General features: G+C 45.5%; 22 protein-coding genes. 12 read left to right on the forward strand and 10 right to left on the reverse strand.

Annotated features, from left to right (window positions below):
• Positions 1 to 106: 106 nt before the first annotated feature.
• The gene (gene argH / locus A3763_RS18845) at positions 107 to 1540 is read right to left on the reverse strand and encodes an argininosuccinate lyase (protein ID WP_068514510.1); all 1434 of its coding nucleotides are present in this window, start codon (positions 1538 to 1540) and stop codon (positions 107 to 109) included.
• A gap of 114 nt (positions 1541 to 1654) precedes the next feature.
• Between argH and A3763_RS18850 the strand changes: the two genes are divergently transcribed.
• The 6 genes from A3763_RS18850 (at position 1655) to A3763_RS18880 (ending at position 8437) form a co-directional block, all read left to right on the forward strand.
• Positions 1655 to 2737, forward strand: a complete 1083-nt coding sequence (locus A3763_RS18850; RefSeq protein ID WP_082865346.1) for a sensor histidine kinase — start codon at positions 1655 to 1657, stop codon at positions 2735 to 2737.
• Positions 2738 to 2740: 3 nt separating this feature from the next.
• Positions 2741 to 3499 carry a LytTR family DNA-binding domain-containing protein gene (locus A3763_RS18855; RefSeq protein ID WP_068514509.1) on the forward strand — a complete coding sequence of 253 codons (759 nt, stop codon included), beginning with the start codon at positions 2741 to 2743 and terminating at the stop codon, positions 3497 to 3499.
• Between the two features lie 775 nt (positions 3500 to 4274).
• Positions 4275 to 5225, forward strand: a complete 951-nt coding sequence (gene hemC / locus A3763_RS18865; protein ID WP_068634303.1) for a hydroxymethylbilane synthase — start codon at positions 4275 to 4277, stop codon at positions 5223 to 5225.
• A 4-nt stretch (positions 5226 to 5229) separates the two neighbouring features.
• Positions 5230 to 6030: a uroporphyrinogen-III synthase gene (locus tag A3763_RS18870; RefSeq protein WP_068514507.1), complete on the forward strand. Its 801-nt coding sequence runs from the start codon at positions 5230 to 5232 to the stop codon at positions 6028 to 6030.
• A 29-nt stretch (positions 6031 to 6059) separates the two neighbouring features.
• Positions 6060 to 7202, forward strand: a complete 1143-nt coding sequence (locus tag A3763_RS18875) for a uroporphyrinogen-III C-methyltransferase (RefSeq protein WP_068750210.1) — start codon at positions 6060 to 6062, stop codon at positions 7200 to 7202.
• Complete coding sequence (locus tag A3763_RS18880; protein WP_068554147.1) at positions 7199 to 8437, forward strand: heme biosynthesis protein HemY; 1239 nt, start codon at positions 7199 to 7201, stop codon at positions 8435 to 8437. Before A3763_RS18875 ends, A3763_RS18880 begins: the two co-directional genes overlap by 4 nt.
• 61 nt (positions 8438 to 8498) lie before the next feature.
• Here A3763_RS18880 and A3763_RS18885 read toward each other — a convergent pair whose 3' ends face one another.
• The 3 genes from A3763_RS18885 to rho all read right to left on the reverse strand — a co-directional run bounded on the left by A3763_RS18885 (position 8499) and on the right by rho (position 12404).
• Entirely contained in the window at positions 8499 to 9530 is a 1032-nt protein-coding gene (locus tag A3763_RS18885; RefSeq protein ID WP_082865348.1) for a 2Fe-2S iron-sulfur cluster-binding protein, read from the reverse strand.
• Positions 9527 to 11011 carry a 4-hydroxy-3-polyprenylbenzoate decarboxylase gene (ubiD, locus tag A3763_RS18890; RefSeq protein WP_068512779.1) on the reverse strand — a complete coding sequence of 495 codons (1485 nt, stop codon included), beginning with the start codon at positions 11009 to 11011 and terminating at the stop codon, positions 9527 to 9529. Before ubiD ends, A3763_RS18885 begins: the two co-directional genes overlap by 4 nt.
• Positions 11012 to 11141: 130 nt before the next feature.
• On the reverse strand, positions 11142 to 12404 hold the full coding sequence (rho, locus tag A3763_RS18895; RefSeq protein WP_068512781.1) for a transcription termination factor Rho: 1263 nt from the start codon (positions 12402 to 12404) through the stop codon (positions 11142 to 11144).
• Positions 12405 to 12616: 212 nt separating this feature from the next.
• Between rho and A3763_RS18900 the strand changes: the two genes are divergently transcribed.
• The 6 genes from A3763_RS18900 to A3763_RS18925 all read left to right on the forward strand — a co-directional run bounded on the left by A3763_RS18900 (position 12617) and on the right by A3763_RS18925 (position 16245).
• The gene (locus A3763_RS18900) at positions 12617 to 13183 is read left to right on the forward strand and encodes a type II secretion system protein (protein ID WP_068512784.1); all 567 of its coding nucleotides are present in this window, start codon (positions 12617 to 12619) and stop codon (positions 13181 to 13183) included.
• A 111-nt stretch (positions 13184 to 13294) separates the two neighbouring features.
• Positions 13295 to 14548 (forward strand): gephyrin-like molybdotransferase Glp, encoded by a 1254-nt coding sequence (glp, locus tag A3763_RS18905; RefSeq protein ID WP_068512791.1) that lies wholly within the window; start codon positions 13295 to 13297, stop codon positions 14546 to 14548.
• A 29-nt stretch (positions 14549 to 14577) separates the two neighbouring features.
• Positions 14578 to 14826: a MoaD/ThiS family protein gene (locus A3763_RS18910; RefSeq protein WP_068512793.1), complete on the forward strand. Its 249-nt coding sequence runs from the start codon at positions 14578 to 14580 to the stop codon at positions 14824 to 14826.
• A gap of 1 nt (position 14827) precedes the next feature.
• Complete coding sequence (moaE, locus tag A3763_RS18915) at positions 14828 to 15283, forward strand: molybdopterin synthase catalytic subunit MoaE (RefSeq protein WP_068512795.1); 456 nt, start codon at positions 14828 to 14830, stop codon at positions 15281 to 15283.
• 1 nt (position 15284) lies between these two features.
• Positions 15285 to 15737, forward strand: coding sequence for a GNAT family N-acetyltransferase (locus A3763_RS18920; RefSeq protein WP_068512804.1), 453 nt, complete (start codon positions 15285 to 15287; stop codon positions 15735 to 15737).
• A gap of 94 nt (positions 15738 to 15831) precedes the next feature.
• The gene (locus A3763_RS18925; protein ID WP_082870359.1) at positions 15832 to 16245 is read left to right on the forward strand and encodes a CBS domain-containing protein; all 414 of its coding nucleotides are present in this window, start codon (positions 15832 to 15834) and stop codon (positions 16243 to 16245) included.
• Position 16246: 1 nt separating this feature from the next.
• Here the strand turns inward: A3763_RS18925 and A3763_RS18930 are convergent, their stop codons facing one another.
• The 6 genes from A3763_RS18930 to aroE form a co-directional block, all read right to left on the reverse strand.
• Positions 16247 to 18079, reverse strand: a complete 1833-nt coding sequence (locus A3763_RS18930; RefSeq protein ID WP_068512807.1) for a sodium:proton antiporter — start codon at positions 18077 to 18079, stop codon at positions 16247 to 16249.
• Positions 18080 to 18186: 107 nt separating this feature from the next.
• Positions 18187 to 18972, reverse strand: a complete 786-nt coding sequence (gene tcdA, locus A3763_RS18935; RefSeq protein ID WP_068512811.1) for a tRNA cyclic N6-threonylcarbamoyladenosine(37) synthase TcdA — start codon at positions 18970 to 18972, stop codon at positions 18187 to 18189.
• A gap of 33 nt (positions 18973 to 19005) precedes the next feature.
• Entirely contained in the window at positions 19006 to 19314 is a 309-nt protein-coding gene (locus A3763_RS18940; RefSeq protein ID WP_068510133.1) for a PA4642 family protein, read from the reverse strand.
• 81 nt (positions 19315 to 19395) lie between these two features.
• On the reverse strand, positions 19396 to 20238 hold the full coding sequence (locus tag A3763_RS18945; RefSeq protein WP_068512812.1) for an OmpA family protein: 843 nt from the start codon (positions 20236 to 20238) through the stop codon (positions 19396 to 19398).
• A gap of 5 nt (positions 20239 to 20243) precedes the next feature.
• Positions 20244 to 21011 carry a MotA/TolQ/ExbB proton channel family protein gene (locus A3763_RS18950; RefSeq protein ID WP_068553652.1) on the reverse strand — a complete coding sequence of 256 codons (768 nt, stop codon included), beginning with the start codon at positions 21009 to 21011 and terminating at the stop codon, positions 20244 to 20246.
• Between the two features lie 135 nt (positions 21012 to 21146).
• A partial coding sequence (aroE, locus tag A3763_RS18955; RefSeq protein ID WP_082880513.1) for a shikimate dehydrogenase occupies positions 21147 to 21778 on the reverse strand: 632 nt, incomplete at its 5' end.

Consider the following 21778-nt stretch of genomic DNA (forward strand, 5'->3'; position numbering starts at 1 on the left):
CCGCACTCATCATTGGCAAGTTATGGGCCGTCATTATGCTTAGCTGCATAGGTGCCGGCGTCACAACCTATATCTGTCGCCTGCCAATCAAGTCAGGCACGACAAGTTAACGTGCAGCTAGTTTTTCAAGAACTCTGTCAGCCGCAGCAGAAACCTGTGCAGGTGCCGTCCCGCCCAGGTGATTTCGTGCATTAACAGAGCCTTCAAGCGTCAGAACGTCAAATACATCTTCTTGAATCTGATCGCTAAACACCTGCAACTCTTCTAGTGTCATGTCTGAAAGGTCTTTTTCCTCAGCAACACCATATGCCACGGCTTTACCAACAATTTCATGCGCATCACGGAAAGCCACACCATTAACGACTAAATAATCAGCCAAGTCAGTCGCGGTTGAAAAGCCCCTACGTGCTGCTTCTCTCATATTTTCAGCCTTCACCTCAATCGCCGGAATCATATCAGCATAGGCCTTCAAACAACCTTTTAAGGTATCCAAGACATCAAATAATGGCTCTTTATCTTCCTGGTTATCTTTGTTGTATGCCAAAGGCTGAGACTTCATTAACATCAATAGAGAAATCATATGACCCGTTACCCGGCCCGACTTGCCTCGTACCAACTCTGGCACATCTGGATTCTTCTTCTGCGGCATGATAGACGAACCAGTACAGAAGCGGTCCGGCAAGTCGATAAAATCAAACTGAGCCGATGCCCACAAAATCAACTCTTCAGAAGCTCGCGATAAGTGAATCATAACCAAGCTGGCAAATGAACAAAACTCTATAGCAAAGTCACGATCACTGACTGAATCAAGAGAGTTCTCACTAGGTCGGTCAAAGCCTAATAACTCGGCCGTAATGCTACGATCAATAGGATAAGTCGTTCCCGCCAAAGCTGCTGCACCTAGCGGCATAATATTCACGCGCTTACGACAGTCCATCAAACGCTCATAGTCACGTTGAAGCATCTCGTTCCAAGCAAGAATATGATGACCAAAAGTGACTGGCTGAGCTGTTTGCAAATGAGTAAAGCCCGGCATTATTGTTGCAGCCTCACGCTTAGCAAGCCTTACCATGCCATCCTGAAGACGAGTAATTTCACTGGCAATCACATCGATTTCATCTCGTAGATACAAACGAATATCTGTCGCAACCTGGTCATTTCGAGATCGCCCTGTATGGAGTTTCTTGCCCGTGATACCAATTTTTTCTGTTAAGGCTGCCTCGACGTTCATATGTACATCTTCCAGTTTGACAGACCACTGGAATTTGCCACTCTCGATTTCTGCCTGAACCTCTTTCAAGCCCTGAATGATTTGCGTTTTCTCTTCTTCAGTCAGCACGCCAACTTTTGCCAGCATCGTCGCATGCGCAATAGAGCCCTGGATATCGTGGAAATACAAACGCTGATCAAACTCTACTGACGCAGTAAATTGTTCAACAAAAGCATCGGTAGGCTCGGTAAAGCGTCCTCCCCATGGCTTTTCTTTACTTGAATCACTCTGCGTATTTAGCTGGCCGTTATTGTCGTTTGCATTGCTCATGTTTGATTACCCATCTACACTGAAATTTGTGGAGTCAAAATTGCGGCGCGCATTGTAGCACAAAAGCGAATAATACGCCTTAGTCATCCCTTGTAAAGAAACCAGTCATTTATCATGCATAGAAACGCCAAGCAATCACAGCCAAACAAAAACAGCCATGCTGATGATTCTAAGCAAGCTTCAGGGAGTGAGCAGAACTCCAATTTTGTCATTCCTGACCTTTGTCGAATCAATGCCGTTCTGTTTCTGCTGATCCTAACCCAGTTTCTAGCGCTGGTTTTATGTCTGGTCTTGAGTTCAAACGAGTTAATCAGTTGGGATAAACTAGGCCTGCTATCTATTTACTGCCACTCACTCACGCTCAGCTTTGCAGCGGTAATCTGTACAACCCGAAAATTTCTATTTGGCAAAAGCCCGAAATTTATCAGCATTTACTTCTTATCTAGCAATGCCATCATCACGCTGTTTTTCAGTTGGCTAGGCATCAACTTCCTGCTGCCGGGCGTCATTACAAAACCGGAACTATTTCTATCAAAGAGTTTACTCATCAGCTCGATGCTCGCGAGCATCTTACTGCGTTATTTCTTCCTGCAACACCAATGGCGAGAACAGCGCCAAGCAGAACTTCGAGCGCGCATCCAAGCACTGCAGGCTAGAATTCGTCCTCACTTTCTGTTTAATAGCATGAACAGCATCGCCAGCCTGATCGCAATCGATCCACAAAAAGCCGAAGATGCAGTCATAGATCTATCAACCATTTTCAGGGCTACATTAAACAACCAAACTTCTCTGATTCCGGTTCGTGAAGAAATTGAGCTATGCCGACGATACTTGAATATTGAAGCCCTTAGATTAGGAAACAGGCTAAAGATTGAGTGGAAGCTCAACAACGCCAAGAAAAAGGTATTGATCCCCCCTTTAACCCTACAACCATTAGTAGAAAATGCGATTTATCATGGTATTCAACCGCTAACTGAAGGCGGCACTATTAGCATTGAAACCGAACTCAAAAGAGATCATTTATACATTTTGATCTCAAACCCTTTTGACCCAGAAAAACAGGCACGACACGGAAACCAAATCGCATTAGACAATATTAGCAGCAGGCTCCAGGCAATTTTCGGCTCAGGCGCTATATTAAAGACTAGCCAACTAAACAATATTTTTACCGTTACTTTACGTATTCCGGTTAACTAAGATATGACAGCAAACAGCCCTATTAGTGTATTTATCGTCGATGATGAGAGCTTGGCAAGAGAGCGCCTAAAGCGTTTAATTGAACGAAATTGTAACTATCAGGTTTGCGGTGAAGCTGAAAATGGTGAACAAGCCTTGGTACGGATTGAGGAGCTTAAGCCTGATATTGCGCTTCTGGATATCAGAATGCCAGGTATTGATGGCCTGGAAGTGGCCAGCGCTCTGGCAAAAAAGCCGCACCCTCCTGCCATGATCTTTTGCACCGCCTATGACGAGTATGCCATCGACGCCTTTAAAAAGCAGGCCATGGGTTACTTGTTAAAACCCGTTCGAGGCGAAGAGCTGGAAAGTGCTCTGGCTCAAGCAAAGCATGTTAATCAACTGCAGCTAAAATCTATCAAGGAGCAGGATAGTAACGAAGAAGCTCATTTTGTCGCACACAGTTGGCAAGGCCAGGAGTTACTTCCTTTCGACTCGATTTACTTTTTTAGATCCGAACAGAAGTACCTTACCGTTGTCCATGCAAACGGTGAAACCCTAAGTGACCAAACATTAAAGGAGTTGGAACAAGCTCACCCAGACAAGCTCCTGCGTGCCCATCGCAATACACTGGTCAATGCCAAACACATCTCAGCAATGCACAAGAGCTCCGATGGCCACTACTACATACATATACGCAATACCGACTTTCGCATTCTCGTCAGTCGTCGACACGTAAGCGAACTCAAGCAAAGAATAAGTGAACAATCCTTTCAAGCCTAAGACTGCAACTAAGCACCTTCTAGAATAAAAATGAGCTTCCACTCAACAACTTAGAGAACCTGTTCACACTTTATCCTCTCTCTTTACCTCAATAAATGAAGTTTTTCGAAATACCCTCTCGATCTAACCAAATGTTACACACCGCTACAGGGAGATCTCTTATCATTGAATAGGTAGTCTTCATCAAATGGAGTGGACGATTTGAACAACACACACACATCAACAATGACCAAGCGCGCTTTGTTCGTAATAGGCTTGTTATGTCTGTGTCTGTCATTTAATACTCTAGCTTTTGAAAACTCACGCAGCAATAGCGGTGATGATGATACTATCCTCATCGAGAGCTCATCTGACACTAAATTTTCCTATAGTACAGCGATCAAATCCTTCTCTAAGCACGTGCTTAAATTTGATATCGATTCTCTCTTAAGCGGGGGAAAGAATTGCACAGATTCCGTCATTCGCAATTTTAATGACCTTGCAGATAGAACAAAGTATCGACTAAATCTTAAACAAGATCGACTGGAAGTTAAATTAACACTTAACTTCTAACCTTCATATAGCCAAGTTTGACTCAAGTAAGCGCCCAAGAAATAAAAGTGATCTTCACTTGATTTGTATCTTTTCGACTTTATTTCCAGTTCCGTTATACTAAGTCGCCATAACAGGCTGTATCTAGCTCACTATTCTTTATTTGGTTTCACCACCAATACAAATAGCGACGCAATTCAATATATAGCACCCACTCCATTTGCCAATAGTGAACGACTCGAACATGTCTACATCAAGCCCAATCAAGACCCTCAATATTGCTTCTCGTGAAAGTGCTTTAGCGTTGTGGCAAAGCCGTTATATAAAGTCTCAACTTGAAGCTTTATACCCAGGCTTGGAAGTCAATATTAATGGCATGACAACCAAAGGGGATAAGATTCTAGACGTCCCCCTTGCTAAAATCGGTGGCAAAGGCTTATTTGTAAAAGAGCTTGAAGCATCAATGCTAGAAGGCATTTCAGATATCGCCGTCCACTCAATGAAAGATGTCCCTATGGAGTTCCCCGAAGGTCTTGAGCTAGCCGTTATTTGTGAGCGGGAAAACCCCTTCGATGCTTTCGTTAGTAATCAATACGACTCGATCGATCAACTTCCAGAAGGTGCAGTTGTTGGCACCTCAAGCCTACGCAGGCATAGCCAACTGGCCGCCTCTCGCCCAGACCTAGATATTCGCCCTTTAAGAGGCAATGTTAATACTCGTCTGGCAAAGCTCGATGCAGGCGAGTATGACGCCATTATTCTTGCAGCCTCTGGACTCAAAAGACTTGAATTCAATGAACGCATCAAAAGCGTCATATCGGCTGAGCAATCACTTCCAGCTGTTGGCCAAGGCGCTCTAGGCATTGAGTGCAGAAGCAAGGATGAGGATATTAAAAAATTATTGGCGCCCCTCATTCACCCAGAAAGCGAGTTCTGCGTAAAAGCTGAACGCGCAATGAATCACCGGCTCCATGGTGGCTGTCAGGTTCCAATCGCCGGATATGCAACCTTAGAAAGCGAGACACTGACACTCACCGGCTTAGTTGCCTCAGAAGATGGCGCAACCATCCTTAAAACAAGCTTAAGCGGCCCACAAGCTCAATGTGAAGAGCTGGGTGTTGCCGTAGCGGAAGCTCTGCTTGAAATGGGTGCAGGCCCTTTACTAGAAGCTGTCTATAACAAAGCTCAAGTTTAAGCCAATGACAAATAAACTCGTTACCGAGCAGGCTTTCAAGCGACTAGGCCTGCTCAGTTCAAGCAAGATTCTAATCTGCCGCCCCGAACCCTCCGCCACGGAATTATCAAAAGCTCTCGAAGCCTTAGGAGCCCAGTGCAAAAAACTGCCAATGCTAAAAATCGATGCGCTTGAGATTAGCGCGATCGAGCGACAGCACATCCTCGATTTAGACCAATACCAGCATGTAATTGTCGTCAGCCAACACGCAGCTGATCTAGGCCTTGAACAAATAGATCACTATTGGCCACAAGCACCTGTCGGACAAAAATGGTATGCCATTGGCCGCAAAACCGCTGAAGCCTTAAACTCGACAAGTCTGGATATCGTATCGCCAGGTCAAGACCTGAGCAGTGAAAAACTATTAGAGAACAAAGACCTCAAAACAGTTCAAGACGAAAAAATACTCATCCTCAAGGGTAAGCATGGTCGCCAGGCTTTACAAAGCCAACTTCTTGCTCGAGGTGCGCAAGTAGATAGCATATCGCTATACCAACGCTCGAAACCAGACTATGATCAAAGCATACTGCAACAAAGCATTGACGACTTTGCGCCAGACTTTATTATTACACTAAGCGGTGAAACACTGACTAACCTGCTTGCTCATTGCAGTGAACACAATATCGACTTATCTGACAGGTCTTTTATACTACCCAGTATCAGAGTGGCCAATATTGCATATGAACACGGATTGAAGAACACTTTGATCTCGGAAAACCTTATGCCGATGGACATTGTAAAGTGCATCAAAAAAGCCAGCTTGTAAGTGCCAACCAACAAAAAACAGGACAACACGTGACTGACGCAAACGAAACGCTACCTGCAGCAGATGTAAAGAAGCCAGCCCCTCAAGCTAAAAAGAAGAAAAACCTTTCTTGGCTGCTAATACTGGTCATTGCTCTAATAGCTGCGTTTTCGATCGCTAGCGCAATTTACTTCTGGCAAAACCTGTCGCAACAAAACACACTACTGTCGCACCTAGATTCACAAAATAAGAGCGCACAACAACGAGTTCAATACTTAGAGCAAAGCCTCGAGCGACGTTTGAAAAACCTAGAAGCAGACAAACAACAACAAAGTCAGATACTGACTCAGCTCGATAGGCAAAGTTTATATAACACCGAGAAGCTAACAGAAATGGGTGCCAGCAGTCGTGCTGACTGGCTACTTGCTGAGGCCGAGTATTTATTACATCTCGCCAACCAAAGACTTCTTCTTGAGCGCGACTTAAAAAATGCTGAGGCAGTCATGATATCTGCCGATAAAGTGCTGGCCGAAATCAATGACCCAGGCTTACTCCCAGTTCGTGCAGCACTCAATCAAGAGATTCTTAGCTTACAACAGCTTTCTCACCTCGACCGTGAAGGTATGTTTATGCAACTCTCGGCTATCATTTCTTCTTTAGACGGCTTAAAAGAAAGCGCTTATTTAGACACGAGCAAGCCAGAGCCAGAACAAACACCAAGCCAGCGTTCATCACAAACTTCAGATCTTCCCGCATGGAAGCAAGCATGGCTGGAAGTATGGGGCGAGCTAAAGAAAGCAGTATTGATCCGGCGTTTGGATCACCCTGTCGCGCCTCTTATGGCGCCTGAGCAAAATTATTATCTGAAGCAGAATCTAAGACTGATGCTCGAACAAGCAAACCTTGCCTTACTAGAGCAAAACCAGGCTATTTTTACTCACAGCTTAAAACAAGCAAGCATTTGGCTAGAGAACTACTTTGATACTCAGGACAAACAAACGAAAACTCTGATTTCTAAACTCAAAAGTATGCAAACACTTCAAATAAGCTACGAAACACCCGATATTTCAAAGTCATTACGCTTACTGAAGACAAAAATTGAAGCCATGTATCTTAACCATAGCTTAGGCAAACTTTCCAACCCGACACCTTCAAGCACAGATAACAGTACCAAGCAGGAGCCAACACCATGAAGCGTTTACTCGTGTTGATTATTGTCGGCATGGCTCTAGCGCTTGGTGTTTCAGCGATTGTCAGCCATGACCCCGGATATGTTCGAATATCTTATGGAAACTGGCTAATAGAAAGTAATCTGGTCATCGCCGCACTCGCTATCGCTATTTTGCTTACTTTATTGGTATGGCTACTAGGGCTGAAACGTAAACTGGTGCATTCAAGCAAGTCTGTATCTAAGTGGTTTGGCCGTTCCGCCGAGTCAAGAGCTACGATAAAAACCGAGAAAGGTCTAATTGCACTACTTGAAGGCAACTGGGGCGTAGCGAGCAAGCTATTATCTAAATCTGCTACCAAGTCCCATAAGCCCTTAATTAACTACTTAGCCGCCGCTCACGCTTCCAACGAGTTAGGGCAGGTTAAGGATGCTGAGCTAATGCTGAAGAAAGCCTATGACAGCACCGAGGACTCCGACTTTGCTGTGGGGATCGCTCAAGCACAAATCCAGTACCAACAAGGGCAATATGAACCTTGCTTAGCAACACTATTACGCCTGCATAAACAACAGGCGCATCACCCCTTCGTTCTAAAGCTCTTGAAGTCGGTATACTTAAAATTAGAAGATTGGCACAACCTGATAAAGCTCCTGCCCTCCTTGCAAAAAGATGCCAAACTCGGCACTGATGAAATCAAAGCCGTCGAGTCTCTCGCCTGGAATAATCTTTTTGTACAGAAAACCGACGAGCTAATTAACCGCGCTCAACAAGACGCTGCCGACGATATTCTCGCAGGTTTATGGCAGTGTGTACCAACACCATTACAATTCGACGCGCAGTTGCTTGAAACGTACGCACTACAGCTTATTCGCCTTAACAACGATCACGAGTGCGAAACCTTAATCCGAAAAGCCTTGGAAAAGAAATGGGACGACAGGCTGGTTCGCGTCTATGGAATGGTCGCCGCTCAAAACACTTCCGAGCAACTGATCCACGCCGAACAATGGCTAAAAAGCAGACCCAACAATGCCAGCTTATTGCTAGCACTTGGTAGGCTTTGCCTAAGAAATGGTTTATGGGGGAAAGCTCAAGAATACTTTGAAGCGAGCAACAAACTACACGAAAACAAGGAAAGTCTCGCGGAGCTATGTCGCCTGAATATACGCCTAAATGCGAAAAATAATGCCGACAAAGAAGTATTCGAAGGGCTTATCGAGAATCTTGAGCTGCCAAAATTGCCCCTACCTGAGTCTCGATAGCCACTGAGCTAGACAGTATTTCTGCTTGGCTCTAAAACCATCATGCTTGCGCCACTAATATTTAAGAACGTGGCGCATATTCCAGAACATCGGAGAAGAAGTCTTGTTCTTCTAATCCGGCTTCCAGCAAGGCGTCCATTGCAGAATGAACAAGCTTTGGCGAGCCACTAACAAAAACCTTACTATCCGCTAAATTTGAAAAGTCTGCTAATACCGCATCACTCAATTGATTGTGATGAGCGTTTGCATCTATGTTTTCAATGTCTGCGATAAGCGGGTGGAATTCAAAGTGATCATATTTCGATGCCCACTCCTCAGCCAACTCTGCCAAGTACATATCTTCTTCTTTTCTAACTCCCCAATATAAGGCAAGCGGAAGCGAATAATTCTGCGCCAGGAGATAGTCAATAATAGACTTCATTTGAGCAAAGCCGGTACCAGCAGCCATCAAGATTAGCGGCTTATCAGGCACTTTTGGCAAACAAGCCTTTCCAAACGGTAAAGAGATCGTGACACTGGCTCCACTCTCCAACGCGTCCTTACAGTAGTCCACAATTTCAACCGCTGAGTTCAAGTGCGGATCAGCCTGAATGTGGAGGGTGATTTCTCGCAAGCCAGGCGCTGAAGCGATAGAAAAATAACTACCAGCATCCTTACCCGGCATCTCAAGTGCCAAATACTGCCCGGCATAAAACTCCGGCAGCTTGCCCGCAGGTAACTGCAACTCAACTTTATAAACATGCCCTCTAATCACTTCGACAGCGATTACTCGGCAAACCGTTTTCTTCACAGGCAATTCTCCTGGCCCATAGATATTATCTATTGTAATTTTGCTTGAGTTCACTGGCCAAGTCTGGCACAGCAACAAGTCTTTCTGTAGTGGCCCCTGAACCAGCTCCCTTCGGGGGCCGAATTCAACTTCGCCAGAAACGAGCTTGGCCCGGCATATCTCACAAACCCCGTTGCGGCAACTGACGGGCAACTTCAAGGCATATCTGTCAGCAATTTCATATACTGACTCTCCCGCATCAAAAGCCAATTCGTATGTGCGAAGCTGGCCTTCAACCCGTGACTCTATTTCGAGCACGTTCACTTGGACTGATCACCACCAAAGATGCCCAAGTCGTCCCACCTTTCATCAACTCGAGACTTTATCTCGTCAGTCATGGTAATTGGTTCACCCCATTCCCGGTTTGTTTCACCCGGCCATTTATTGGTTGCATCAAGACCCATCTTGGAGCCTAAGCCCGATACTGGCGAAGCGAAGTCCAAATAGTCTATCGGTGTGTTTTCAACCAAGGTGATATCTCTTGCCGGATCCATACGTGTCGTAATTGCCCAAATCACATCTTCCCACTCTCGTGCGTTAACGTCATCATCCAAGACAATTACGAACTTGGTATACATAAACTGGCGAAGGAAGGACCACACGCCCATCATCACGCGTTTAGCATGCCCTGGGTATTGCTTCTTCATCGTTACAACGGCCAGGCGATATGAGCATCCTTCCGGCGGCAAATAAAAATCGACAATTTCAGGAAACTGCTTTCTTAGAATCGGTACAAAGACTTCATTCAAAGCTAAACCGAGAATCGCAGGCTCATCAGGCGGCCGACCAGTATAAGTACTGTGGTAAATCGCATTTTTTCGATGAGTAATACGCTCGACAGTAAATACCGGAAAGGTATCCACTTCATTGTAATAACCAGTATGATCACCGAAGGGTCCTTCGGGTGCGACTTCATCAGGGTAAATGAAGCCCTCCAATACTATCTCTGCACTCGCTGGCACTGATAGGTCACTCAAGCCCGCTTTAGTCACTTCAGTTTTACTATCACGTAACAAGCCAGCAAAGGCATATTCAGATAAGGTATCGGGCACGGGCGTTACTGCACCGAGTATTGTTGCTGGATCAGCACCTAAAGCCACCGCAACCGGGAAAGGTTTACCTGGGTGTTTTTGCTGCCACTCTCTGAAGTCTAGTGCGCCACCACGGTGAGATAGCCAGCGCATGATCAGCTTATTCTTTGCAATCAACTGCTGGCGATAAATCCCCAGATTCTGGCGAGACTTTTCAGGCCCTTTTGTAATCACCAAAGACCAGGTCACCAAAGGTCCTGCATCGCCTGGCCAGCAAGTCTGGATAGGAAGCTTATACAGATCCACCTGATCTTTTTCGATAAGCACTTCCTGACAGGCAGCCGAGCGGACCTCTTTGGGCCCCATCGCCATCACCTTTTTAAATATCGGTAGCTTTTGCCAGGCATCCTTAAAACCTTTAGGTGGTTCAGGTTCTTTAAGAAATGCCAAAAGTTTGCCCACTTCACGTAGTGCACTGACGTCTTCTTGCCCCATTCCTAAGGCAACGCGCCGCGTTGTACCAAAAAGATTTGCCAACACTGGCATATTGTAACCCTTTGGGTTTTCAAACAGTAAAGCAGGCCCTCCTGCACGTAAAGTACGATCACATATCTCGGTCATTTCCAGATAAGGATCGACTTCCTGAGCAATACGCTTCAACTCACCTTGCGCTTCAAGTTGTTTGATAAAACTTCGGAGGTCATCATATTTCATAACTGACACAACAATCTCAATTCAATTCATAAAAAAACCGGTATAAATACCGGTTTATATTCTAGCCTGACGATGTTTAATTCAGCTCAAAAGTTTTATTTAACAAAGCTTTTGAGCCATCAACAACAGCCTATCGCTTCTTCATCGACAAGAAGAACTCATCATTTGTTTTAGAGTCTTTCAGCTTATCGAGAATAAATTCTAATGCTGCTAAGTCGTCATCCATACTATGCAATAGTTTACGCAGTATCCAAACACGCTGAAGCTCATCTTCACTCATCAACAAGTCTTCTCGACGCGTTCCTGAACGGCGAATATTAATCGCAGGATATACTCGCTTCTCGGCACAACGACGATCAAGGTGTACTTCCATATTACCGGTACCCTTGAACTCTTCGTAAATAACCTCGTCCATTTTAGAGCCGGTATCAACAAGAGCTGTTGCAATAATTGTCAGGCTTCCACCTTCTTCAACATTTCGAGCAGCACCAAAGAAGCGCTTCGGACGTTCAAGTGCGTGTGCATCAACACCACCCGTTAAGACCTTACCCGACGATGGAATAATCGTATTATAGGCACGAGCCAAACGCGTAATAGAGTCAAGGATAATGACGACATCTTTCTTATGCTCAACCAAACGTTTTGCTTTCTCGATAACCATCTCGGCTACCTGAACGTGACGAGCTGGTGGCTCATCGAAGGTACTGGCTACAACCTCACCACGAACCGAACGCTGCATTTCCGTTACTTCTTCTGGACGCTCGTCAATCAACAATACCATGAGGTGACACTCAGGGTTGTTGCGCGCGACAGACTGAGCAATATTCTGCATCATCAAGGTCTTACCCGCTTTCGGCGGAGAAACAACCAAGCCACGCTGTCCTTTACCAATTGGAGCAACCAAATCAAGAATACGCGCTGACAAATCTTCTGTACTACCGTTACCGGCTTCCAGAATAAGACGATCATTTGGAAACAAAGGGGTCAGGTTTTCAAATAAAATCTTATTTTTCGAGTTCTCAGGTTTATCAAAGTTGATCTGACTAACTTTCAAAAGCGCGAAATATCTCTCGCCGTCTTTCGGCGGACGGATTTTCCCGGAAATCGTATCCCCGGTACGCAAATTGAAACGTCTAATTTGGCTAGGTGAAACGTAGATATCATCTGGTCCAGCCAGATATGAGCCTTCTGCTGATCGCAAAAATCCAAAGCCATCCTGAAGAATCTCTAAAACACCATCTCCATATATGTCTTCGCCACTTTTTGCATGGCGCTTCAATATAGAAAAGATAACTGTTTGTTTTCGAGATCGAGCAAGATTATCCAAGCCCATTTCGGCAGCAATTTCGAGTAATTCTGGAACGCTTTTTTTCTTAAGTTCGGTAAGATTCATATTATGTAAAAGTTCAAATAGATACAGCGCGAGGCCGTTAAAGGAAAGTTGTGATGAATTTAATTTTTTTGGCGGAGTGCCACCCCAAATCGGGGATATTGTCAATAAAGATAGCGCAGATTATACGCTATATCCAGAAATATACTATTTTTTTTACAATTATCGCGTTTTCGTACCTATAATTAAATAAACTACTTAAGAAACATATATTTATGAAGCCGACTCTTCAACCCTTCAAATCCCAAGGTTTTACTCTGATCGAACTGGTCATTGTTATCGTATTAATTGGAGCGCTTGCAAGCATCGCGTTACCTAGATTTAGTGACCTATCTGATGAAGCTGAACTAGCGCAGGTTAGGAGCATTGCTGGAAATTTGCAGGCAGGCGTTAAAACTGTCAAAGCAGTCTTCCAGGCAGCAGGCCATACCACTCGCACCCAAAACCTGACAAACTTTGGCAATGGCACGATTGACACCAACAATATCGGCTACCCAATTGGTGTTGATAAAGGCACAGGTAATGAGAATATAGGGCAAGGCAACAACGGCTGCATTGGTGTCTGGCAGGGCGTATTGGAAAACCCGCCCTCAGTTGTTGTTGGCAACAACAATGAAGCCTATCGAGCTTACCGCCACACCGGCAACAGAGTCTGCAGCTACGCTTATCGCCTTAACGGCGACACTGGCAATCGCAATAACAGCTCCTTGGTTATCAAGTACGACTCGCGCGACGGTAGTGTCGTAAGCTGCGGCACTCACGCAGATCTACCCGCTTGCTAACTCTTCCTTAAGCGCTTGATGATCATCAACGATTTATTTCTGTTTTAGCGATACACTGCACACGCTAAACTAATAACCCGTTTTTCATCGTCGATACTGACAGAGCTATTTATGTCGAACACAAATCAAAGCTGCTGCGATTCAGCCGTCAAACACACCCTTAATCCTTTAGATGATATCATTGAGCGCTTAAAAAAATTGGCAAACCCGATATCGGAGACAGAATCAGTTGCACTTATTGATGCACACGAAAGAGTGCTCGCTGAAGACTTAGTCTCTACACTTAATGTACCGCCCACAGATAACAGTGCCGTTGACGGCTACGCACTAAACCTTGATGACTTCTCTGAGGGTAAAGCCTTCTGTATCTCACAACGCATTCCTGCCGGGCACCAACCCGAGACACTTGAACGTGGCACTGCTGCGAGAATATTTACCGGCGCCTCGATACCAGCAGGAGCGAACTGCGTCATTATGCAAGAACAGGCGACAATCAATGAGCACAACAAGGAGGTAACCTTTTCCTCCCAGCCTAACGCTAAGCAAAATATTCGCCCTCGAGGTCAAGATGTTCAACAAGGCCAGGTTATTTTACAAAAGGGCCTAGTCCTTTCCCCTGCCCGCGTTGGCTTAATTGCTTCGATTGGTATTGCTAAGGTCAAAGTGTTTCGAAGACTAAAAGTCGCTATTTTTTCAACTGGAGACGAATTGGTAGAACCGGGCGATAAGCCCTCTTCTTCACAAATATTTAACTCCAACCGCTACCTACTTACCGGCATGCTCAAAAGCCTGAACGCAGATATAGTTGATCTTGGCCTCATCCCAGATCAACTCGAAGCAACGGTTAAAGCTTTAAACTCGGCGAGTGATAAAGCCGACATCATCATTAGCACTGGCGGCGCATCCGTTGGCGAAGAAGACTATGTACAAAGTGCAATCAAGTCATTGGGGAGCATTGATTTCTGGCGCGCAGCCATCAAGCCCGGTAAGCCTTTTATGTATGGACAAATTGGCGAAACACCAGTACTCGGTTTGCCCGGAAATCCAGGCGCAGTATTTGTTACCTTTTCGGTATTGGCTCGCCCTTTCTTACTCCATAAGCAAGGTATTAGCGACACTAAACCTCAAAGTTACTCTCTTGCCCTAGACTTCGATATTAAAAAGTCCGGCCCCAGAAGAGAATTTCTGAGAGTTCAGCGAAGCCAAGGCAATCGTCTGATTCGTCACCCGAACCAAAGCTCTGGTATGCTAAGCTCTGCAAGCTGGGCGGAGGGTTTCGCTGTGATTAAAGAACACACTCAACCAAAAGCAGGGGATTCTGTCGAGTTTATACCTTTCCCTAGCATTTTTTCTTTGCCGGTATAGCAAGCATTATTAAGTTACGAGACGACCTTATGAATATCCTTTTTTTTGCCAGCTTGCGAGAGCAGCTCGACTGCGATAGCGAACAATGGACCGAGATCGACGGCATCCAGACGACTGGCGATATCAAATCCAAGCTTCAGTCACGGGGCGAACCCTGGTTAAGCGCGCTTGCTAACGAACGGATCATTATTTCAGTCAATCAGGATATCGCCGATGCAAGTACTGCTGTTAAAGTAGGAGATGAAGTAGCATTTTATCCCCCGGTAACAGGCGGTTAGTATGAAAATATCTGTCAGCGTTCAGCAAGAAGATTTCTCAATAGAAAATGAGTACCAGACTCTACGGAACAACCACGCCCTAGCAACTGGCGCGATCTGCACGTTTTCAGGCTTGGTTCGGGAATTCGGAGATCGCCCTAATGTAAATGGCATGTTCCTGGAGCACTACCCTGGCATGACAGAGCAGTGCTTACAGAAAATCATTCAACAAGCAGCTGAACGTTGGCAGATACTTGAAGCGAGAGTCATTCACCGCGTTGGCCCTTTGCACTTGAGCGAACAAATTGTCTTCGTTGGCGTAAGCTCTGCACATAGAGCAGATGCTTTTGCGGCCTGTGAGTTTATTATGGACTACTTAAAGTCCGACGCGCCTTTCTGGAAAAAGGAAATCACCAAAGACGGTGCTGAATGGGTTGAAGCAAAAGAGAGCGACCTAGATAGAAAAAAACGCTGGTAAAATGTCTGACTTAAGCCACAATAATTTCGCCCTGGAACGACTCGACCCGCCTCGCTTTCCTCTCGCCAAGCAATTCTATAAACAAGCGAACTACCATTCCCACGTCGGTAAAGAAGACGAGGTTTACATCCTTAGAAATAACAACTCAAACAATAAAATCGTTGCGGCTGTTCGCCTGGTCAAGAGCGATCAATATCTGATTCTACGCAGCATGGTCGTGGTTCCATCCGAGCAGCGGCAAGGCATAGGAAGCAGGCTACTTACCGAACTAAAACCACACCTGACAAATCGCGAGTGCTGGTGCTTTCCTTTTGAGTGGCTTAAAGACTTTTATGCTCAAATTGGCTTTCAGCTTCAGAATATAGAACAGGCTCCTCCTTATATCGCTGAATCTCTTCGTCGCTATCTTCGACAAGGACGAAAACTCACCCTAATGAAGCACCCGCTTGCTTGATTTTCCCCAGATATCCTCCATAGTGTATCTTACAACGGTGTCTAAATCGGCTTCATGCCATGACCCAGTCTGTACAGAATAAGGAGCAAGTGACGTGCATTCCGTAAAAATAAAAGATTATATGAGCCCAAATGTTTTATCCTTCAAACCTGAAGACAGCGTTATTACGGCTTTAAGAACTCTGGTAAAAAAAGGCCGTTCGGGCGCACCGGTAATAGATAATGAAGGGAAGCTGGTTGGTATTCTTTCAGAATTGGATTGTTTGAAAGAAGCTCTAAATGACGGCTACTACCAATCAGTAGGTGATCGAGTCGCCGATCACATGACGACCGAGCTAGACATGGTTGAACAAGAAGATGATATCATTGTCTGCGCAGAGTTCTTCACTTCTGGCCGACGACGACTACCGGTTATGGACGGCGGCAAGCTTGTTGGCATTATTACTCGTCAAGACTTTGCTCGCGCACTGATCAACCGTATTGACCATCCTCACCACGGTGACAACTAGATCATGAACTACTAGACTGAGCCAGCCCTTCAGGGTTTGGCTCAGGCTGTATTAAACTAATCATTTCCCATCCAACTGAAGGCTTTGCATCTGTTCTGCCTAAAGGCACAACCTGCTTATCTGGACGAATCGCAAACAATAGCGTCAGCCGATTACCATGGAGCTGTAAATAGTCCTCATAGGTAAACTCTTCAGAGAGCTGCGTCGTTCTAATTGTCGCGCCTTTACTTACCAAGCTCGCTAACTTTGCAAAGGTCGCTCCCTCGTCAAACTGATTTCGTGTTCGCACATATTTTTCAGACGATTGATGACTAGCGCGCACATCCTGATCACCTTCAGGCAAACCAAGAACACTCCCAACACCCATTAAGTCCAGATAATGATAGGTCGATAAAGTATTCAACTGTTTATAGGGCGAGATAGCCAACATATGACCAACCCCGGTTAAATCCAGGTTATTTTCAGCATGCTCTGAAACGGGGTTACCATAATAGACTGGCAGATTGTCCATTCGCGCTGCCCTGACATTTTCCCAACTGGTATCTGTCAGAATAACGGTGACACCTTTGCCGATCATAGCCTTTGCCAAATTTCTCGCCACGGCGTTCGCACCAATAAATAGAAAGCCATTATCATCCGGCTCTTTAACCTTTAACAAGCCCGCCAAAGGGCTTGAGGTAATACTTTGGATAATGACAGTAACAACGATAACCAAAAACACCATCGGAACTAAGGCACCCGCATCGGCATGCCCTGCTTGCTCCAGTTTAAAAGCAAATAACGCTGACACCGCCGCAGCGACAATGCCTCTTGGCGCAACCCAGCCTAAAAAGGTTTTCTCCTGCCAGCTCAAGTCTGTTTTGACCGCGGCTAACCAAACCGAAAGAGGCCTGGCCACCAGCATTAGTATGAGAATTACCCACAGAGCATTCCAGCCCAAAGCAGTAGCCATACTCAGATCCATTCTTGCCGCAAGCAATATAAATAGTGCCGAGATCAGAAGAACACTGAGCGACTCTTTGAATTCGAGAATATCTTCAACCGGCACACCTTTCATGTTCGCCAGCCAGATCCCCATAATGGTCACTGTCAAAAGACCCGACTCGTGAACCAAAAAGTTAGAAAATGCGAAGATACCCAACATAAACGTCAGTGTTCCGGCATTTTGCAAGAACTGGGGTAACCAATGACTTCTTAATGCTCTCCCCAAGTAATAACCTGAAGAGCAGCCTAAGACCACCCCCAACACCAAGGTCGAACCAAAAGTCTGCAAGACATGCTCAAAGGCCAGGCTTTTGCTCATACCGCTGGATACAATAAATTCAAATACCAAAACAGCCAGTAGCGCTCCTATCGGATCGACTACGATTCCTTCCCACTTAAGAATATTGGTAATTCGGGCATTGGGTCGAACCGATCGTAATAACGGCATGATCACCGTAGGCCCACTAACCACCACAATTGCACCAAATAAGGTTGCGACCGGCCAAGACAGGTCAACTAGATAACGGCTGGCAATGGTTCCGATAGACCAAGTAACAACTACACCAGACATTAGAAGGTTGCGAACCATCTTGCCGTGTTCACGTAGCTCCTGAAATTTAAGAGTAAGGCTACCCTCAAACAGAATCACGGCAACGGCCAGCGATACAATCGGGAATAGCATTTCACCAAACAAGGCATCCGGCTCCAGAATACCTAAACCAGGCCCGATAAGAATTCCTGCAAGTAAGAGAAATAAAATTGCCGGCAAACGTAAACGCCAGGCAATCCATTGACAAATAAGGGAAATAACACCAATACTCGCCAGTAAAATAAGCTGCAGCTCAACCATAGAAACGGATTCTTTTCTTTGAAATCGGCCCACCCGCAACATACATCTATGGGGAAGCACTTTAACTCGTTACAACACCCTTTTAAGGGACGTCTTACAATTAAAGATCATTCTGCCAGGATTGCGAGTTTCTTTAGAATTTGAGATACCGCCATAAAGGCGAATGTTGCCGTTATGTGAGTTGCCGCACCAAAGCCCGAGGCACAATCCAGTTTTACCGGACCGCCTTCGGCTGGCTTTTCGTGACATACTGCGCCATCACTGTGTGCGTAAACTAATTGCTCAGTCGAATATACACAGTCAATCCGATATTTGCGTTTGGGGTTTCGGGAAAAGCCATGCATGCGACGAAGATTATTGCGTATCTTGGCAAGCAATGGGTCCTGGATAGTACGATTTAAGTCAGCAATTTGAATCTGACTCGGATCAACTTGGCCACCGGCGCCTCCCGAGCAGATCAACTTAATCTTATGTCGCGAACAATGAGCAATAATGGCAGTCTTTGCTTTGACACTATCGGTCGCATCAAAGACATAGTCAAAGCCTTTGTGCAGCAAAGTTTCTACATTTGCAGGCGTAATAAAGGTGTGGTTTGCATGTACTTTGATCTGCGGATTAATCTGCTGCATTCGAGCAGCCATAGCCTCCACCTTCATCGCCCCAACCGTGTCTTGCAATGCATGGATTTGCCTGTTGATATTCGAAACGCAAATATCATCCAGATCAAATAGGGTAACTTCACCAATACCCGATCGAGCTAAGGCTTCGGCGGCCCAGGAACCGACACCGCCAATACCAATCACGGCAATATGACTATGCTGAAAACGCTCTAGCGTTGGCAAACCATACAGGCGAGCAATACCGCCAAAGCGAAAGGCAATATCGTCATTCATAGAGCCATCAGCCTTATATCAGGAATCAGAAGCTTATAGCTCGCTAGACTTCAGCGCAGCATTTGATTTCAATACATCACTGTATGCTTGAGACTTAGCATGCTCCGACACGCGATCAAATATTGTCTCACCGCTTAGAGATAAAGCATTAATATTCCTGCCAGATTCAGCAAACATTGCAATAAAACGCTGAAAGAAATCAGGAGTCATATGTTGGTAGGCTTGAATTAGTACGTGATAATCCGGATCGCTACCATCCAAAGGCTTTAAAGATAAAAACCCCTGAATTCGCTCATCACTCCACTGCTCATCTTCGACTTTCGGTTGACTTGGTCCACTCACGCTACGACACCTTCTAAATATTTGTTACAGACTAAAAGGCCGCCATTATAGCGAGCTAGTGCCTTCCAAGAAAGATACATTTTAGAAGTCCCAGTCAGACTCCTCACAAACCGGGTCAAACACGCTTATTTCGACCCGTCGATTCTTGGCCCGGTTCTCTGCGGTGTCATTAGGTGCCAAAGGATTTGTTTCTGCTCTGCCCGCTGCACTAACGCGGTTAGCATCTACTTTATTATTAAAAATAAGTTGATGGACGACACTCACAGCCCGTGCTGCAGACAAATCCCAATTTGAACGATAGCGCGCCGAGTTAACCGGCAAATTATCGGTATAACCCGAGACCGTTATTTCACCCTCGCAAGTAGCAAGTACTTCTTCTATTTTTTCAAGAATCGGGAACATTGCATCTTTTAGCTCTTCACTCCCTGATGGAAAAGTAGTCGCCTCAGAGAAACGCACAACCACTTTGTTGGAGTCATAACTTACAGATAAAGCATTAGAAAGGATTTCAGATTCCAGACTATCAACCAAACTCTCTGTGAGCTTATCGATACTCGGGTCTATTTGTGCCGCCTCGCTCTCTTTCTCTTCAGGCTCTTCCAACATCTCTATATCGGAGTCGCCAAAGTCTTCGAACTCTTTCTCCAATTCAGACTGCTCGTCTGTCGTCGCGGGTGGTGGGGGAATAGCGGGCGCTTCAGCAAAAATAATTGCGCCTCCCGCCTTATTTTCACCGGTCAAAGCCTCGATGCCAAATGATGAAGCCATAGCTATCGCCATCACTTCATATTTCTGAAGATCCATCTTGGAAAAGCTGAGTAGCAGAATAAAAAAAGTCAGCAGCAAAGACATTAAGTCCGCAAAGGTGACAATCCAGCCGGACGAACCACTTGCCTTAGGTTTTGGCCTAGGAATCGCCCTCATCGTACTTACCCTTCTGCCTTAACAATTTCACGCTGGGCAGGCGGTAAATAGCTAACCAGGACTTCGGTAATAACGCGAGGGTTCTGACCTTTCAGAATATTTTGAACACTGGTAATAACCAATGACATATTACGATGCTCATCCATTGCTTTTAGGTTTAATTTATCAGCCAAGGGAATCGCCACCACTTGCGCGATAAAGGCACCGTAGAAGGTGGTCAACAATGCCACCGCCATCGCTGGGCCAACTGAACTGGGGTCCGCCATATTATTCAACATCTGAACCAGGCCGACCAAGGTGCCCAACATACCTAGCCCTGGCGCTGTTTCTGCCACACCACGAAAGACCTTTTCGGCAGTATCATATCGCTCAATAGACTGTTCTAGCTCTTGAATCAATAGCTCTTCGATAAACTCGGAAGGGTGGCCATCTATACACAAGGCTATCCCCTTTGCCAAAAACTCATCTTCAATTTCAGCATTTTCTAAGCCAAGAATCCCTTCTTTTCGAACAATACCCGAAAGTTCCCGAACCTTCTCAATCAACATAACCGGGTTTTCAGTACGTTCAAGAAAAACAGTTGAAAAGGCAAGTTTGAAAGAAGTGGCCACTGACGTCAGGCGATATTTAACCAGGGTTATGGCTATCGTACCCACGACAACAATAACGAGCCCCGGCACGTTAACGAAATCCATAATGCTGGATTCAATTAAAATCGCGCCAATGACGATGACAAAGCCAAAAATCAGACCTATGAGGGTCGCTAAATCCATAAAATCAAAACCTATGTGCCAAGATTTGGCCGCATTGTTGACAATTCATTGTAGTCACGCTGAATAAGCAATATTCAGGCCGTTTTATTCTTATTACCTATCGGCCACTTGCAAGCCTTACTTTATAGCAAGCGCTCAGCTTTCTTCCCTAATCCTAGCCATGACCTCAGAGGTTTCGGGCAAAATGCCTCGCCAAACACGAAAAGCTTCTGCCGCCTGCCCGACCAACATCCCGAGACCATCAATTGTCTGGGATGCCCCTGCCTCTTCAGCCCACCGATTAAAGACAGTCTGCTCTGAGCCGTACATCATGTCGTAGGCAACCGTCGCAGCACCGATAATCGATTTCGAAATTGGTGGCAAGGAACCCGATAAACTGGCCGAGGTACCATTAATCACCAAGTCAAAAGCTTCGTTCAAGGCTTCAAAGCTCGAACTTTCAATACTCCCCTGATCTTGAAACAAGTCTACCAAAGCATCCGCTTTACTAACGGTTCTATTGGCCACCACAACCTTGCTTGGCTTTTCTTCAAGTATAGGCTGCAATACGCCTCTTACAGCACCACCTGCCCCTAAAATCAGTATTTTTTTTCCACTTAGGCTAATTCCATGCCCCTGAATGTCGGACACTAAACCCAAACCATCTGTATTGTCACCGCAAAGCAAGCCTTGCTCATCAAGGTACAAAGTATTTACAGCACCAGCCTTTTCAGCACCAAGGCTACGCTTGTCACACATGTCCCAAGCTTGCTCTTTGAAAGGCACGG

The organism is Oleiphilus sp. HI0128 (assembly GCF_001635365.1).